We start from the raw sequence: 15,381 nt of genomic DNA on the forward strand, positions 1-15,381 counted from the left end.
GTCAGTTCCGCTCTCTTTCCAGGAGATGTGATCGCTGCCGCGCCGGCCTGGCTCCGGCCTGCCTGCGGTGGTAGAGGGCGTACCAGCCGAGGCCGCCGGGGCCCGCGGTGTCCTGGTCGCCGAAGAGGAAGAACGAGGTCGAGCCGCCGGGCGGGACGTCGACCAGGCCGAGGAAGCGCAGCGCGATGTCGTTCAAGGTCAGCAGGAATCCCTCACGCGGCGGCGATCCGCCGGCCTGGGCGCGGTCCAGCCGGATCCGCCCGACGGACAGCCGCAGCACGTTCTCCACGCTGAACAGCGTCGCGCCGCCCTTCGTCCCGGGCAGGCCGAGCCCGACGAGGACCCGCTGCGCCCCCGGATCCCCCGCCACCACCGCGTTCCCCGTGCCCCGGTCGTCGTGTTCGCCGGTGTCGGCGGTGGACCAGGCCGTGAGCAGGCGCGCGACCAGCCCCGCCTCGCCCGCCAGCTCGCCCGGGGTGCCGAGATCCAGCTCGTACGCCAGGCCGCACCATGGGCCGTCCGCCACCCCGGTGAGCGGGGCGCTCGTGAGGACGGGCAGGTAGCCGGCGGTCTCCGGCGGCGCGTTCGCGTCCCCTCTGGCGAGGCCGCGCAGGTCGAGCGCGAAGTCCCGGAAGAGGCTGTCCTCGCGCGGGGTGCTCGTCGCGAGGTCGAAGCGCACCTCCCCGGGGTCGAACGTGAACGTGCGCCGCGCCGGGTCGAGCGGCGGGAACGCCATGCGGACGCCGAGCCCGGAGAACGCGAGCCCCCGGCGCGGCAGGTCCTCGCCCGCGTCGTTGCCGAACGAGAGCACGTCGAAGGGGGTGCCGTCGTTCCGCCGCAGCACCTTGAGGTCGAGGAATCCGGACAGGTCGAACCACGACACGACGTCCCGGCCGGTCTCCGGGTCGCCCGGATCGCGGGTGGACATCCGCACCCCGGTGATCTCGACCTTGTGCACGGGCACGCCATCGCCGAACCGCAACGTCGCCGGTCCCGTCCCGGTGAGGCTGTGCACCGGCCGGGAGCCGTCGTTCTGGTAGTGCCCGCGGAGAACGAGGGTGTTGAACGGGTCGCCGCCCTCCCCCATCCCGGTGACCCGCATGCCCAGCAGGCGGTTGACGGTGAGCTGGGCCCACGACTCGAACTCCTGGACGGCGGTGTTCTCGAACACCGCGCGCAGGCTCAGCAGCCGGAAGTCGTGGTCCACGCCCTGCCGGGGCGGCACCGGCCGGGCCCTTTCGCCCGGGCCGGGCGGCGTGAACGCGGGATCGGCGTAGTCGACCAGCCCGAACATCGAGCTGTCACCGGCCAGGTCGATCACGGGATCGCCGGGATCGTTGCGGACCTGGCTCATCTCGATCCCGAAGTGGTGGGCGTGGAACCGGCCCGGGTCGGCGACCCCCGCGATGACCCCGGCGAGATCGGCCGGGAGGGCGTCGATCCGCATGCGCAGCACGAGGATGCCCGTCCAGGCGCGATCGCGGGCCAGCCTGTTGAAGCGCGCGAGATGCGGATCGGGGCGCTCGGCCGCGGCCTCGAAGTAACGCCGCAGCCAGCTCGACAGCACCACGAGCTCGGCAGGGTCCGGCGGGCCGGGCCGCTCGCCCGGCGGCGGGCCCAGCCCGGGGACGAGATCGCTCGGCGCGGCGAACTCCTCCCGCTGCGTCCACCGCTCCGGATTGCAGACCAGGCTCTCGCTTCTCGGGCGGCCGGGGTCGTAGAGCGGCCCTTCCCTGCCCTTCACGATGAGGACGTTGGCGTAGTCGTCGTAGTGGTTGCGGCCGACGTCGGCCGCGAAGTTCCACTCGCCGATGTTCATGGCGTTCTGGAACGCCGCCTCGCCCGCCCCGTCGGCCTCGCCGTCGCCCGCGCCGGTGAGGTTGCCGAGGCGGGTGGCGTTGGCGGCGACGAGGAACAGATCGCTGGACTGGAACGCCTGCCGCAGCTCATTGGTGGGCTGGAGGAAGCACATCCGGCGCGGTTTCGGGTCGTTGTTCTGGCCGAGCAGGATCCTGCTCCAGCGGCCGTCGGGTTCGACGGTGACGAGCAGCCCGGCCGGTGTGGTCGCGTTCACGGGCCCGGCCTGCGGTCCGGCATTGAACGGGGCGTGCCGCCCGGCGGACGGACCGGCCGGCCGCGGCGGCCTGGCGGGCGCGTCCTGCGGGTGCGCGTGTTCGCCGATCCGCATCCGCCGGGTGGGCGCGATCGCGGTGCGCTCGACGTCCTCGATCCGTTCCCGGCTCCAGCCACCGTGCTCCGGGTCCACGCGCACGCCCGCGTACGGGGCCAGTGGGAACACGGCGTCCCGATGCAGCGCCACCCCGGGGTCCACGTTCCCCATGAGGGAGTGGTTCGCGCGGTACGTGCGCGCGTCCCTCCCGTACAGGGGGGCGCCGCGCGGCTGGGCGACGTACAGCGTCGCATCCTCGGTGTCCGCCCGTGCCAGGCTCGCCCACGAGGTGCGATAGGTCTCGGCGAGCAGCGGCGCGCCGGGATCGGACGGCGGCCCGACCGGCGACGCCTCGGGAAAGGGATAACCGGCCACGTACGCGGGAAGGCGCGGCGTGAACACGAGCCGGTCCCCCGGAGTGAAGGCGATGTACTCGGTGCCCTGGAGGCCGCACAGCAGGTGGTGGACCTCGTCCGCGGACACTGCGGCGTCCCCGCTCTCTGGGATCTCCAGCAGGAACGCGCCCGAAGGCGCCGCCTGGAACGGCCCGCCCACGCCACCCGGGCCGCTCGCGCCCGGATTGAACACCAGGTGTCCCGCGTCCGGGTGCTCGGCGAGCGGCCCGGGCACCGGTACAAGGCGGATACGCGCGCCGGTGTCGGTGCGGTACCAGGACTCCAGGACCGTCCGCTCGCCGTCGTGGTTCAGCCCGGTGAAGACCACGACCGTACGGCCCGGCAGGATCGCGTTCACCGGGTCGGCCGGGTCGAGCGCGACCGCGAAGCCGAGCAGGTCGGCCCCGGACGGCAGATGCCCGGCGGCCAGCGGCGACCACAGGGCGCTGGCCGGCTTGACGGGGTCCGGGCCGGAGGTGGGGACGGCGAACTGGAAGCCCCACCCCCACCTGTCGTGCAGCGACCGCCGTTCGATGTAGGTGGTGAAGTCCAGGCATCCGCGTCCATCGCCGGAGAAGGCCAGGCCGGCCTCGGAGACCTGGGAGGTCACCGGGGCGGCGGGACCGGAGAAGCCGATCGCTCCGGTGCCGCGCACCCGCAGCACCTCCCCGTCGAGGGCGAGCGTGGCGCCGCCGAGGATGTTCAGCCGCAGGTCCGGGACGAGCGGGAGCTGGGCCCCCGTCGCGACCTTGCCGCCGTCGCGGTCGATGCCCATGACGACGTTCGGCGAGCCCGGGATCCGTGCGGGGTCGGGCAGCCAGACGATCACCCGGGGCGACACCGCCTCGCCGACGATGGCGCCGACCTCGTCGATGAACCGGCCGACGGCCCCTGCCGGCGCGAGGTCGGGCGCCACGGTCGCGAAGACGAACGAGCCGCCCAGGTCGTGCAGGGCCTGCCGCAGCCCGATCTCCGGGCCCGCCTGGGCTCCCTCGGGCAACAGGTAACCGAGCCATCGGTGACCAGGGTCGGGCTCTGAGGGTGGGGCGAGGTACAGCCGGGTCTCCTCGACCTGCCGGAAATTGCTCACTGTGATCCACCTTGGGAATCAGGCACCGGAACGGGCACTCTGCGTAATGGCCCGACCGGGATCGGCTTCACCTGCCCATCACGTGCGAGTCGGATACGCGGCCGATGAACAGCCTGTGCGCGTCACGTCTGGAACGTCAGCGAGCAGGCCAGCGTCGACTGCTTGGGCTTGGACGTGCTGTAGCCGCCCTTGAAGTAGCCGAGGATGTACGACGTCGCGCGCAGCAGGCGGACGTTCTGCAGCGCGCCCGCCCCCTTGGCGGAGTTCTCCGGGATCTGGGCGAACCACTTGGGCGGCAGGCTGTAGAGCGCCGAGGAGGACTGCTTCTCCCACAGCCCAACCCAGTCGTTGTCGGCCATCGGCTGGCTGCCGCCCGGCATCGAGTACGAGAAGGTCACCACGTTGGTGCCGATGCGCTCGAGGGTGATCGAGGGTGGGTAGATGACCGGGTCCCCCGCACCGAGGGCCGGCACGAAGACCGTGGCGCAGACGTTCTCCACCGCCGGGCCCGTCGCGTAACCCAGGAGGTAACTCAGGTTGGTGACGTCCTCCGGGAACGTGCCGTCGCCGTCGGGGCGATCGCTGGTCACATTGTTCTCGTTCTTGTACGGCTGGTTGCGCGGAACGTCGTGACCGCTGGTCTCCCAGATGTAGATCTTGTTGCCGTAGGCCGAGGGCCGGTTGCCCGGCATGGTGTCGTAGATGTAGTCGATGCGCGTCGGGTTCACGCCGTCCGGCGGGATCTCGAAGCCCGTGGTGAGCAGTTGCTGGTCGAGTGCCGCACGCGGGCGCGTCGTCTGCGTCGTCATGTCGGTTCTCCTATGGGTCGTCGGCCGGGAATCCGGCGGTGCGAAGCCCCACCACCGACCGGGCGCACGGAAAGGCGCCCGTGGAACGGCGGTGAGTCGTTTCATGTGGTGGTGCGGAATGTGTGGACGGCGGCAGCGGTGGTCTGGCTCGCGTCCATGAAATAGATGAGCGTGTAGGTGGTGTCGGCTGTGAGGTCGAGACCGTCCATCTCGAGACGGCCCTCACTGGCGTCGGTGGGCTTCGCCAGCGCCATCGGCGCCGGCGCGTTGTACGGGCTCGCCAGGCCCGGCCACAGCCCCACCCAGTTCCGGTAGGTCCGGGGCAGGTATCCGTACAGCGTCCGGTAGTGGATCGACAGGGAACGGTCACCGATCTCATCGACCGCGACACTCACCGAGGTCGGAGCCTCTACGGCCCCGCCCGCGGCCAGCACCGCGCACGCGCAGGCATCGGTGACGTCCGGTCCGGTGCAGTAGGCGACGGTGTACGCCGACCGCGTGACCTCAAGCCCCGAGATGGTCTCCAGGCCGGACTCGACGTTCTGCGCCAAGCGCACCCGTACCAGCGGCCTGACCGTCCACGGGATCACCGAGCTCTCCCAGACCGCCAGAGTGTTCCTGTAGGCCTTCGGCTGATTGCCCGGAAGCGTTCCGTACGTCACGTCGATCGTCTTCGCCGTGGCCCCGTCGATCCTGAGGACGCATTGCTCCGGCGCCGGCGCCCCCAGGGCCACGGCACGCGCGGGACGGACGGCTGATCCCTCTCGTCCGGTCACCACGATCGCCCTCTCCATGGCCAATGTCTGCTTCCGATACCTCCCGATCACACGACCGAATCAATTCTGAATAGCAACTCGTGCCACTACAGCGTGTTAGCTATGAGCCGACCATCCACAGCCGATTCCGATAGATCTTTGACCTATTCCGTGGAAGTTCCAGCACGTCGAATTGATCATCTTGCAGTGGTCTCACCGGCACCGTTTGAGCACTGTCATGGTCCCGGCGTTCGCAGGAGAACGGCCCGGATGCGATCGAGGCCCGCGCTTGTTCGCCCGGCCACCTCGCCCCCTCTCCAGCCCCTGACGCGCACCTAGTCCCTGATGCCCAATGTAAGCACCACATACCCGACACAAGAACAAAATGATGGTCAATGTAGGACCCGATGGAAGCGAACAAGGAGAATGGTCTCCAATAAGCAGGCAATGTTGGGCGGCGTCTAGATGCTCAGGCAGGCTGGCCGTCCTGCCCGGGCGCACGGCCATATCCTCACTGAGAAGTTCCGCGTGCTGGATCGCGGCGCTGGTCTCCAGAGACAGCCGGTCGATCCGAGACATGTCCCCGGGCTCAACGATCGGGCGAGGGGCGTATTGCGATGCGGCGCGCAGGGCGCCCGGCCGCTTACGCGGCATCGCCCTTTCGGTAGGACTCGGTCACGGGGGTCATGAAGCCATGGTCGTGGATGAGTCCGCCGAGTCGATCACGGCGCAAGACGCGGATCGGGGCGGACCAGGGCGAACTCGGTTCCCGATGCTTGCGTTACGGGTCTCGCTGCTCGGCCGATGCACCACGCAGTTCCAGGGCGCGGGTCTGCCCTGCGTCGGTCAGGCAGTAGATCCGAGTGCGGCCCTGGGCATCGCTGTCGAGCAGTCCGGCCTCCCGCAGTTTGGCAAGGGTGGCGTGCAGGCTGGTCGGCTTAGGGCCGGCGCTGCGGTGGGCGATCTCCTCGGCCAGTTGGTTGCCGTTGCGCGGCCCCTCGGCCAGCACGAGCAGCACCTGGGCTTGGATCTGCCCGCGCCGACGGCGCGGCTGGGCATCGCGCATTCCGGCGGGACGGCCCGCGCCCGTGCCCCGGCCCGGCCGGTCGAAGGCCTCCAGGTCACCGCGGCGCCAATGCAGCACGCCCCCGACCTCTACCGGCCCGGGAACCAGGTGCGGCCTGGTGTTGAGGTAGTACTGCCAGGTGACCGGACTGATCCCCCACGCGTCGGCGGCCTCGCGCAGGTCCAGCAGATCATCGGGATGATCGGCGGTTGGCAGCTCGGGGACCTGTTCACCAGCGGCGTGCGCGTACACCTGCAGCGCGTCGTACAACGCCTTATTGCCGCGCCCCTTCCCGCCTCTACGGTTGATCGGCGGGGGCAGGGTCGAGACGTCGAACAGACCGGCCCGCTTAGCAGCCCGCAATGACACGAACCCATGAGCGGACGCGACGTCATCACTGGTCACGGCCTCACGACCCGCGCGGATCATCAGCACACCTCTCCCTCCTCAAAGGCAACGCCCCGAGCGAGCATGCATTGTTTCCGCGCGAGCGTGATATCCGCGCCAGAGGAAAATACCTGGACCGCAGCCGCACCCCCCAGCCAGGCCAACGCCTGCAGGACATGGCGCCCGGCCGCACACCCACAAATAAGACGGGCCGACGGGTCCGCGCAAGGCGGACCGCCCAACAGGCGGGTAGCAGCCCGTCGGCCCTTGCCACCACACGGCCGCCTCATGAAAGGAGCCACGCGACACCCCACCCTAACCCGGAAGCACCGCCAATGTGGATTCCTCGTTCGGGCCGAGGATGGTAGGCAGGGGCCATGCCTGATCTGGGACGGCTTGAGCCGATTGCTTTGCGTGAGGTATGGCCCAGCGAGCCGGCAGATTTCACCCCCTGGTTGGCGCAGAATCTCGATGCTCTCGGGCAGGCGGTCGGGTTGGCGTTGGAGTTGCGTCAGCGAGAGCACGCGGTAGGCCGCTACGCTCTGGATCTGTTGCTGGAAGACGCGCAAGGGCGCATGGTGATCGTCACCCGGTCGCCTGTTCCGCGGTGACCAGCCAGCCGAGCCGTTCGGACATGCTCCGGGCGCAGGCGACCACGGCGCGCACATGATCGGAGTCGTCGGCCGCGCGCCACAGGATCGACCATGGATAGAACGAGACCGGGTCGGTGAGCGGGCGCCAGATAGTACCCGGGAGCGCGGAGATGCAGGAGGACGGCACGCAGTACAGGCAGCGGCCCTGGGCGACCAGAGCGGATGCGGCATGGACGCTGTCCACGGTGCCCTCGTACACCGTCGGGGTGAAGCCGGCGGCCCGGCACATCTCGACAGTGAACTGGTTGAACTCCGGAGCCTTCACCTCTTCGGCCAGCAGAAGCGGTTCACGGGCGAGGGCCTCGGCCGGCACCGCCTCCATCTCGGCGAACCGGTGCCCCCGCGGGACCAGGACCCCGAGCCGATCCAAGCGGAACAGGTATGAGGCGACCCCGCTCGGTGCCAGTGCCGCCCGGCCGATACCCACGTCGAGGCGCCCGTCGACGAGTTGCTGATACTGCTCGGGGACACCGACCTCCACTTGGTGGATCACCAGGTCCGGGTAGAGCGCCTGAGCCTCGTGCAGGATCTGCGGCATCGAGTCATAGCTGGCGTCGATGACGCCCACTCGCAACGCCGGCGAGGTGCCTTCGGCCGTCCGGGCCACCTGGGCGGCGCGCTCCACGTGGGCGAGGATCTGCCGCGCCTCGACCAGGAACGCGGCCCCCGCCGGGGTCAGGGCGACGTAGTGCGTGGTGCGCTCCAGCAGGCGCACGCCCAGTTCCCGCTCCAGCCGCTGGACCTGCTGGCTCAGCGCCGACTGCACGATGTGCTCGCGGGCCGCCGCGCGGCCGAAGTTGAGCTCCTCGGAAACGGCGACGAAATAGCGGAGCTGGCGCAGTTCCACGTCTCCCCACTTCTGAGCCGGAACAGCGAGATCTGCTCGCCGAGCTTACGATCCAGCATGCCCCTAGAGAGGTTCGCCGATCCAGCGCCGGACCCGTCCCTCGTGCCGTGCGCGGACGGGTTGTGCGCCGCTGGGGTCGGCGAGTTCGGCGACCGCCCACAGTCATCACGTCCGTCGCCATCGCGATGACGACACGCACCTGAGCGCCGCCATGGCCCCCGCCGACGGTTATCGCCTCCACCGATCATGTGTGCTCGGATCGCTCACTACGGAGGGCCGGACGCCGGGGTCAACTGGTAGCGGGCGCCATCCGTACGCCCGCGAACTCGGCCGGCGTGTTCAAACCGGCCCCATACCGACGGCGAAGCCTCACGGTGCTTGAAGGAGGCTCTCGATGAACCACGAGAGGAGAGTCCGCATGATGGCCTCGGGCGTGCCCACCAGCCCGAACGGATCGGCACCACGCTGCGAGCACACCGATGGGCTGACACCCGTCAGTCCACGATCGCGCGGCTGCCCGGCGTGTAAGACCCGAGGCGACGGGTGGACGGCCCTCCGGGTCTGCCTGTCCTGCGGTTGGGTGGCCTGCTCCGACGACTCGCCCCACCGGCACGCGCTGGCCCACTACCGGGAGACCGACCACCCGCTCGTCGCCGCCATGGAACCGGGAAGCGCCTGGAGATGGTGCTACGTCCACGAGCGCCTGGTCTGACGACCCCGCTCTCCACCGGCCGGCGTCCCGCCGAGCCGATCACGATCAGAACACCGTTGAACGTGACCAGGACGGCAAGAGACGCATGGCAGAGGAACCGGAGATGAGCGCCCCATGACCACCGCAGACCGCGCCGCCGCGATCCGGGCCCCGACGAGTCGCAACGCTTCCGCCATCCCGGGGCGAGCCGCCCACGCCCCGGAGCACATTCCCTCAAGCTCGGACACCGTCCGCCATCCGCCGGCGGTCGTGCCCGTCGCCCCGCCCGCTCCGGCGCCCCAGAGCGTCCAGCGGGCGCGGGCCTATCTGACTGCCCGTCACGCGACCGGCGTGCACGAAGTCCTCTGGGAGAGCAGGAAACGGTCGATGCCCGACCGCGAGGCGATCGACGCGGTCATCACCGCCGGTGACCGAGCCCAGCGTGGCATTGGCGAGAGCCCCGAGGCGGTGGAGATCGCCGCTGCACTGGTGGTTCTGAGCGCCGTCCGCCTGAACCTGGACCAGGCCGAGGGTCGCCTGCTGAACATCGCGCGAGCCTCAGGCATGGGCTCCGAACAGGTCGCCGCCGTCCTCGACATCAGCGTGGATGAAGCCGAGGAACGCCACCGGCGGCTCGAACCCCGCTTGGCCGCCCCCGCCGCCACAACGTCCCCAGTCGCGTCGCCACGAGATACGGCCACCCAGCGGCCGCGCGGACCGGCAAGGGATCAGCCGGCGTGGGACGAGTTGGACGACGAAGACTGGGGGCGTTGACCCCGGCGTGCCCAGCGGGAGCCAGGACGATTCCAACCGGCCGGCATCCGTGAACGGCACAGGTGTCCCCTCCGCTGAGGCGCATTGAAGGCCGCCCGCGGAGGCCGGCCTGATGTCAGTCCGGATCGTCGCGTTGAGGCTGGTCGAAGTCGACGTCGACGTTCTGGAAACCCTTGTGGCGTTCGGTCTCGGCGTAGGAGGTGTAGGCGCGCCGATCCCCGGCGGTCAGTTCGACGTTGTCGGTGAAGGGCGTCAGCAGGCTACGGGGCCACAACCGCCGCTCACGGACGACGTTGATCTCGGCGCTCAGTACGAAGGTGACCGCGCCCAGATAGATCCACGCCAGCAGGCCGAGCACGATGCCGAACATGCCGTAGGTGGCGCCGGCGCCCTTGAGCATGTGACCGAGCAGGAACGCGCCGGCCCACTGAAAGGTCTGCCAGACGAGCGCCGCGACGACCGCCCCCGTACGGACCTGCGCGATGGTGAGCCGCCGGGCGGTCAGCACCCGGAACGCGACCGTGAACAGCACGATGTTGACGGCGACGGCCACCACGATGGCCAATGACCGCGCACCGGCACCGAAGGCCCCGCCGGACGCGGTCACCGCCGACAGCAGCGTGGTCGCCAGGATCACCGCGCCGACGACCGCGAGCAGCGCCAGGCTGCGCACCCTGGCGGCGATGGGGTTCGGACGGGAATCACGCGGGATCCCCCACACCTTGTTCAGGGCGTTCTGGGCGGCCTGTACGACGCCCAAGCCACCGTACAGACTGCCCGCAACGCCCGTGGCCAGAGCCAGGAGGCTGCCACGGAAGGAATGGATGTTCGCGCCGATCTGGTCCCCGATGACCGGGAACTGCGCAAGTGCTGAATCCAGGACGCGTTGCTGCAGCCCCGGGTTACCCTCCAGCACGAACCCCAGTCCGGTGACCAGCAGCAGCAACAGCGGGAACAGCGACACGAACCCGTAATAGGTGATCAACGCCGTGAGGTACGCGCCCTGGTCGTCCACGAACTTGTACACCACCGCCAGCGGCAGTCCCACCCAAGGATGCCGCCTCTGATAGGCGTCCACGCGGCCGACCACTCCCACACGGCCCTTCTTCCCTCCTCAGCGCCCGCCCAACGCCCCACCGCGGTCGCGCGGCCGGCGGCGGTCCGCGTCACCGCACCGTTTCCTCTCATCGCGGGGCCGCTGGAGAGGGCCGTCATGGGCGCGATCGCCCGGCTCGTCCACCGGCCGCGCCGGGCGGTGTTCGCACCTGGTGATGAGCTGTTCTGAGACCGCCTGTGTCCGGCGCGGCGCCGTTGCGGTGTGCTGGGAAAGAGCTCCGCCGCATCCCGCACCTCGACCGCGGCGCGGGGGCGTGGTGAAGGCGCGGAGGGCCCGCGGGAGGACGTCCCGAAAGCACGGGCCGCCGCAATGGAGGGAACGAGACGCTCGTGACCATCGACAGGCAGTCAGCCGCCATCGCCGGACGGCTCAGGCTCGGCACCGGCTTCACCGATTCCGAACGCGATCGGATCGTCGAACTCCTCACCCCGCTGTGGACCCGGCTGCGGTCGTTCGACCATGCCACGGTCCAGCTCGAACTCAGCGTCAAGGACCGCGGGGGCACCGATCCCCTGACGACCCTCACCTGCGAGATCGCCGACCGGCCTGGATTGGTGGCGACATCGTCCGAACGCGACGTCACCGCCGCGCTGTTCGAGGTACGGGACGGCCTCATGCACCAGGTCCAGGACGCCAAGACCCGTCGCGAACCCCGGATGAGACCCGGATCCCGCCACCGGCCGGCGTGACCGTGCACGCCCCCGGCCCGCTGTATCCGGGCTTCCCCTCGCGGATCGGCGGCCTCCGATTCCCCGGGCGGCCGGACACGGGCCGTCAAGGCCACCCGAGAAGTGACGATCACACGATCGTTCAAGCGCCCCAGGCGTACGAGGACGACCGGTCACGGACCGCCCCGGCGGGAGTGCAGGGCCGCTGAGCGGACCACGAAGACCGAGGGCAGTGGTCGATCGGTTGCGGGCGCGATCGCGGCGGGTGTGGCTGCTGATCCGCCGGACGGTCGGGCAGGCCTGGTCGGATCGCGTACTGGGGCTCGCGGCCGAGACGGGGTTCTGGGCCTTGCTGTCGCTGACTCCGCTGTTGTTGGTGCTGGTGGCCGCCATCGGGTACCTGACGCCGTTGTTCGGCGCGGACGTGGTGGCCGAGGTGGAGTCGCGGATCCTGGCGGCGGCCGATCAGGTTCTGGCACCGTCCGCCGTCGATCAGGTCCTCAGGCCGCTGCTGACCGATGTACTGCGGCACGGCCACGGCGGGATCGTCTCGGTCGGGTTCGTTCTGGCGCTGTGGACCGGGTCGGCGGCGATGAGCACGTACGTCAACGCGATCACGATCGCCTACGGGATGCGTGAGGTGCGCTCGGCCGTGCGGGCGCGGGTGTTGGCGTTCGGACTCTACTTGGGGGCGTTGGCCGCCGGGGCGGTCACGCTGCCGCTGCTGGTGGCGGCTCCGGACTGGATCATCGCGGCCGCACCCGGCGGAGCCTGGGATCTGGCGGGCCCGGTGGTGCGGTACGGGTACTGGCCTTTCTTGATCGTGGTCTGCACCGGGCTTCTGGTGGTGCTCTACCATCTGGCGACACCGGTGCGCGGCCGCTGGCGGCGTGATCTCCCCGGCGCCGTCGTCGCCATGCTGCTGTGGCTCGGCGGCAGCCTCGCGTTGCGGTTCGTGCTGTCGGTCGCCATCACCCACAACGCCGCCTACGGTGTGCTGGCCGCGCCCGCCGCCGCGTTGCTGTTCCTGTACGTGACCGCCTTGGCGGTCTTGCTCGGTGCCGAGTTGAACGCCCAGTGCAGCCGCGGCGTCCCATCGCGTGAGACTTCGCCGCCCTGATCCGTCCCCCGGAGAGCGAGCCGCACGTCGCCGGGCTGTGGAGGCCTCCGCCGCCTGCCCGCCCTGTCAGGTCCTGGGTGCCTGCCGCCTTTGATCGGTGGGCGGTGGGGAGCCGGTGTCGGGCCGGTCGCGGCGGATGCGTACGGCGCCGGGGTGTGCGCGTTCCTCCGGGTGGACGCGGACGCGCAGCATGCTGGCGATCGTGGTGGCGATCAGGATGAGCAGGATGAGGCCGAGTGAGACCGGGGTCGGGAGTTCCGGGACGGTCTCGGTGATGTCCTCATGCAGGAACAGCAGGATGAGCTTGACTCCGATGAGGGCCAGGATCAACGACAGCCCGATGGAGAGGTAGACCAGGCGTTCCAGAAGCCCTTCGATGAGGAAGAACAGTGCGCGCAGGCCGAGCAGGGCGAAGGCGTTGGCGGCGAACACGAGGAACGGCTCGCTGGTCACTCCGAAGACCGCGGGGATGGAGTCGAGAGCGAACAGCAGATCGGTGCTGCCGATGGCGAGGAACACCAGCAGGACCGGGGTCGCCACCCGCCGTCCGTCCTCGACGGCGAGCAGCCGGCCGCCGTGGTATCCGGCGGCGACCGGCATGATCGTTCGAACTCGGCGGACGAGCCAGGTGTCGGTCACGTCGGGTTCTTCGTTGCGGTGGCGGATCAGTTGAAACGCCGTCCACAGCAGCACCAGGCCGAAGAGCAGGAAGGTGAAGGAGAACAGATTGATCGCGGCCGCTCCGATCGCGATGAACACCGCGCGCAGGCCCAGCGCGAACGCGATGCCGTACAGCAGGATCTTCTGCCGGTACTCGGCGGGCACCGCGAACCGGGCGAAGATGATCGAGAAGATGAATAGGTTGTCCACCGACAGGCTCTTCTCCACCACCCAGCCGGCGAAGTACTCCGTACCGGCCTGCCCGCCCGCCACGGCCCACAGGACCAACCCGAACCCGACCGCGACGGCGATGTAGAACACCGACCACAAGGTGGCCTCGGCCAGCCCGACGGCATGCGGGCGGCGTACGGCCACCAGCAGATCGACCGTGAACAGCACGACGATCAGGCCGATCAACGCCGCCCACGCCTCCAGCGCGAACCCGTTCATTTACCCCCGGCTTTCTGCGATCAGGACCGTTTCGCTGCGCCGGGTCCCGGGCTGGGCCGGGCCGAGTCCGGACCGGGCGAGGTGGTCGTCTCGCCGGTCGTGTGCCCGGAGTTGAGGTGCTTATGCGGGCGGCCCGGTGCCGGTCAGCGCCACCTGCGTACGGCGGGAGGCGGGCCGTCGCCGCGGGGGAAGGCGCAGGGGGACGCGGGGCAGGTGGTCTGCATCGCCTCAGGTGGCGTGGGCCGGGGCCGGAACGCGGGCGTCGTGCACCTCGGGGCCGGTGGTGAGGCTGCGGTCCAGCCCGGTGATGCGCAGCAGTTCGGCGATCTGCGGTCGGGGGGCGGCCAGGTGGACGGTGATGCCGAGGCCGGTGGCGCGGCGTTGGACGCCGACAAGGACGGCCAGGCCGGCGGTGTCGCAGAAGGTGACCGCACCCAGGTCCAGGATCAGTACCTGGGCGCTGTGGTGCAGCGTTCCGATCAAGTCCTCGCGCAGCGCCGGGGCGGAGGACATGTCCAGGTCGCCGTGCAGGGCGACGATGGTGCGGCCGGAGCGGCGGCGGGTGGTCAGGCCTGTCTTGGGGCGGGCCCGGGCTCGGCGCACCGCGGTGGAGGTGGTCGTGTGTCTGGTCAGCAGGGTGTTCATGGCGGTCTCCGATCGCTTGGTGGTGGTCCTCGGCCGTCCCGGGCCGGGACGGCCGAGGAAGGTTCAACGCGGGTTCAGGACGCCACCGGGACGTTCGCGCAGGCGTCCGCCGTCGGTTTCCCAGGCGCTCCTGGAAGCCGTATCGGTCTCGGCCGCCTCGCCGGTGTCCGCTGGGGTGTCCGGTCGGCCCGTGTCCGGTCGGCCCGTGTCCGGGCCGGTCAGTGTGGTGAGCGCGGCCAGGAGCTCGGGGGTGCTCAGGTGGTTGGTTGTGTAGGCGGCCAGTTCCAGTCCGGCCCAGGCCGCGGCGTGGCCGGTGGCGGGCGGGACGGTGAGCAGGTCGACGCGGCGGCCGTCGGCGTAGATCGCGGTGAGCAGCCCGGCGGGCAGGGTGTCGAACCAGCTCAGCCGCACCACCCGGGTGTCGTCCGGGCCGTCGACGCGCAGCCGGCGTGGCCGGCCGTCCCAGTCGGACACCCGAAGCATGATGTGGGAAATGAGCCGGTGGTCGTCTGCGGGACCGTGGGCTTGCAGGGCAAGGATCAGCCCGGGCAGTTCGGCGACCGGGTCGGTGGATCGGGGCCACCAGCCGCCGTCCAGCGACACCTGGGGGCCGCCCTCAGGGCCCGGCGGCCGCATCCGCAGCCGGGGGGTCGAGGGTGGCGCGAGGCTGATGGTCGTTCGTCGTTCAGTGGTGGTCCGCATGGCCTGGGCCCGCTTCCTTGGTGATCGGCTCGTGTGGCCGGCCGTTGTGCCGCGGTCGGCTCTCGTGGTGCGGGCGGCCGGCGGGTCGCCGACCGGTCTGGTCCCCGGCCGGGCGCCGGCGGGCCAGGCGGCGTATCTGCGTGATGCGGGCGGTGCCCAGGATCAGCGTGACCACGATCCCGGTGACCAGTGCGATCAGCAGCGCGATCGCCAGCGGCAGTTCGCCGTGCATGCCGGCGAAGGAGATCTCCACGGTGCCGGTGTTGCCGAGCACGAACACGATGAAGGCGACCAGCACGAGTGCCGCGGCCCACAGGGCCGTCCACGCCGCGCTGGTGCGGGACACCGGCGCCGATGGTGAATGGGCGTTCGACGCCGAATC

General features: G+C 70.4%; 15 protein-coding genes. 5 read left to right on the forward strand and 10 right to left on the reverse strand.

Annotated features, from left to right (window positions below; genetic code table 11):
- Position 1: 1 nt before the first annotated feature.
- The 4 genes from AB0881_RS12310 to AB0881_RS12325 form a co-directional block, all read right to left on the reverse strand.
- A complete protein-coding gene (locus AB0881_RS12310) occupies positions 2 to 3,655 on the reverse strand; it encodes a hypothetical protein (protein WP_366616517.1) in 3,654 nt (1,217 codons plus the stop codon).
- Between the two features lie 122 nt (positions 3,656 to 3,777).
- A complete protein-coding gene (locus AB0881_RS12315) occupies positions 3,778 to 4,464 on the reverse strand; it encodes a hypothetical protein (RefSeq protein WP_366616519.1) in 687 nt (228 codons plus the stop codon).
- 101 nt (positions 4,465 to 4,565) lie between these two features.
- Positions 4,566 to 5,258: a hypothetical protein gene (locus tag AB0881_RS12320; RefSeq protein ID WP_366616520.1), complete on the reverse strand. Its 693-nt coding sequence runs from the start codon at positions 5,256 to 5,258 to the stop codon at positions 4,566 to 4,568.
- A 742-nt stretch (positions 5,259 to 6,000) separates the two neighbouring features.
- Positions 6,001 to 6,714: a helix-turn-helix transcriptional regulator gene (locus AB0881_RS12325; protein WP_366616750.1), complete on the reverse strand. Its 714-nt coding sequence runs from the start codon at positions 6,712 to 6,714 to the stop codon at positions 6,001 to 6,003.
- Positions 6,715 to 7,049: 335 nt separating this feature from the next.
- Between AB0881_RS12325 and AB0881_RS12330 the strand changes: the two genes are divergently transcribed.
- The gene (locus AB0881_RS12330; RefSeq protein WP_366616522.1) at positions 7,050 to 7,283 is read left to right on the forward strand and encodes a hypothetical protein; all 234 of its coding nucleotides are present in this window, start codon (positions 7,050 to 7,052) and stop codon (positions 7,281 to 7,283) included.
- On the opposite strand, the gene AB0881_RS12335 is transcribed toward AB0881_RS12330, so the two are convergent.
- The gene (locus AB0881_RS12335) at positions 7,258 to 8,172 is read right to left on the reverse strand and encodes a LysR substrate-binding domain-containing protein (RefSeq protein WP_366616524.1); all 915 of its coding nucleotides are present in this window, start codon (positions 8,170 to 8,172) and stop codon (positions 7,258 to 7,260) included. The two genes, AB0881_RS12330 and AB0881_RS12335, sit on opposite strands and share 26 nt — an antisense overlap.
- Before the next feature lie 421 nt (positions 8,173 to 8,593).
- On the opposite strand from AB0881_RS12335, the gene AB0881_RS12340 reads away from it, so the two are divergent.
- Entirely contained in the window at positions 8,594 to 8,884 is a 291-nt protein-coding gene (locus AB0881_RS12340; RefSeq protein ID WP_366616752.1) for a UBP-type zinc finger domain-containing protein, read from the forward strand.
- A gap of 114 nt (positions 8,885 to 8,998) precedes the next feature.
- On the forward strand, positions 8,999 to 9,637 hold the full coding sequence (locus AB0881_RS12345; RefSeq protein WP_366616526.1) for a hypothetical protein: 639 nt from the start codon (positions 8,999 to 9,001) through the stop codon (positions 9,635 to 9,637).
- 115 nt (positions 9,638 to 9,752) lie between these two features.
- On the opposite strand, the gene AB0881_RS12350 is transcribed toward AB0881_RS12345, so the two are convergent.
- Positions 9,753 to 10,685 (reverse strand): YihY/virulence factor BrkB family protein, encoded by a 933-nt coding sequence (locus AB0881_RS12350; RefSeq protein WP_366616528.1) that lies wholly within the window; start codon positions 10,683 to 10,685, stop codon positions 9,753 to 9,755.
- Positions 10,686 to 11,083: 398 nt separating this feature from the next.
- Between AB0881_RS12350 and AB0881_RS12355 the strand changes: the two genes are divergently transcribed.
- Positions 11,084 to 11,443, forward strand: coding sequence for a hypothetical protein (locus tag AB0881_RS12355; protein WP_366616530.1), 360 nt, complete (start codon positions 11,084 to 11,086; stop codon positions 11,441 to 11,443).
- A gap of 244 nt (positions 11,444 to 11,687) precedes the next feature.
- Positions 11,688 to 12,542 (forward strand): YihY/virulence factor BrkB family protein, encoded by an 855-nt coding sequence (locus tag AB0881_RS12360; protein WP_366616532.1) that lies wholly within the window; start codon positions 11,688 to 11,690, stop codon positions 12,540 to 12,542.
- Between the two features lie 66 nt (positions 12,543 to 12,608).
- On the opposite strand, the gene AB0881_RS12365 is transcribed toward AB0881_RS12360, so the two are convergent.
- The 4 genes from AB0881_RS12365 to AB0881_RS12380 form a co-directional block, all read right to left on the reverse strand.
- A complete protein-coding gene (locus AB0881_RS12365; protein ID WP_366616534.1) occupies positions 12,609 to 13,652 on the reverse strand; it encodes a TerC/Alx family metal homeostasis membrane protein in 1,044 nt (347 codons plus the stop codon).
- 228 nt (positions 13,653 to 13,880) lie between these two features.
- Positions 13,881 to 14,297: an STAS domain-containing protein gene (locus tag AB0881_RS12370; RefSeq protein WP_366616535.1), complete on the reverse strand. Its 417-nt coding sequence runs from the start codon at positions 14,295 to 14,297 to the stop codon at positions 13,881 to 13,883.
- Positions 14,298 to 14,360: 63 nt separating this feature from the next.
- Positions 14,361 to 14,999: a DUF5994 family protein gene (locus AB0881_RS12375; RefSeq protein ID WP_366616537.1), complete on the reverse strand. Its 639-nt coding sequence runs from the start codon at positions 14,997 to 14,999 to the stop codon at positions 14,361 to 14,363.
- A complete protein-coding gene (locus tag AB0881_RS12380) occupies positions 14,983 to 15,345 on the reverse strand; it encodes a lipopolysaccharide assembly protein LapA domain-containing protein (RefSeq protein ID WP_366616539.1) in 363 nt (120 codons plus the stop codon). The genes AB0881_RS12375 and AB0881_RS12380 overlap by 17 nt, the downstream gene beginning before the upstream one ends.
- Positions 15,346 to 15,381 lie beyond the last annotated feature (36 nt).

Origin of the sequence: Spirillospora sp. NPDC029432, from assembly GCF_040703975.1 — a bacterium.
Classification (GTDB): domain Bacteria; phylum Actinomycetota; class Actinomycetes; order Streptosporangiales; family Streptosporangiaceae; genus Spirillospora.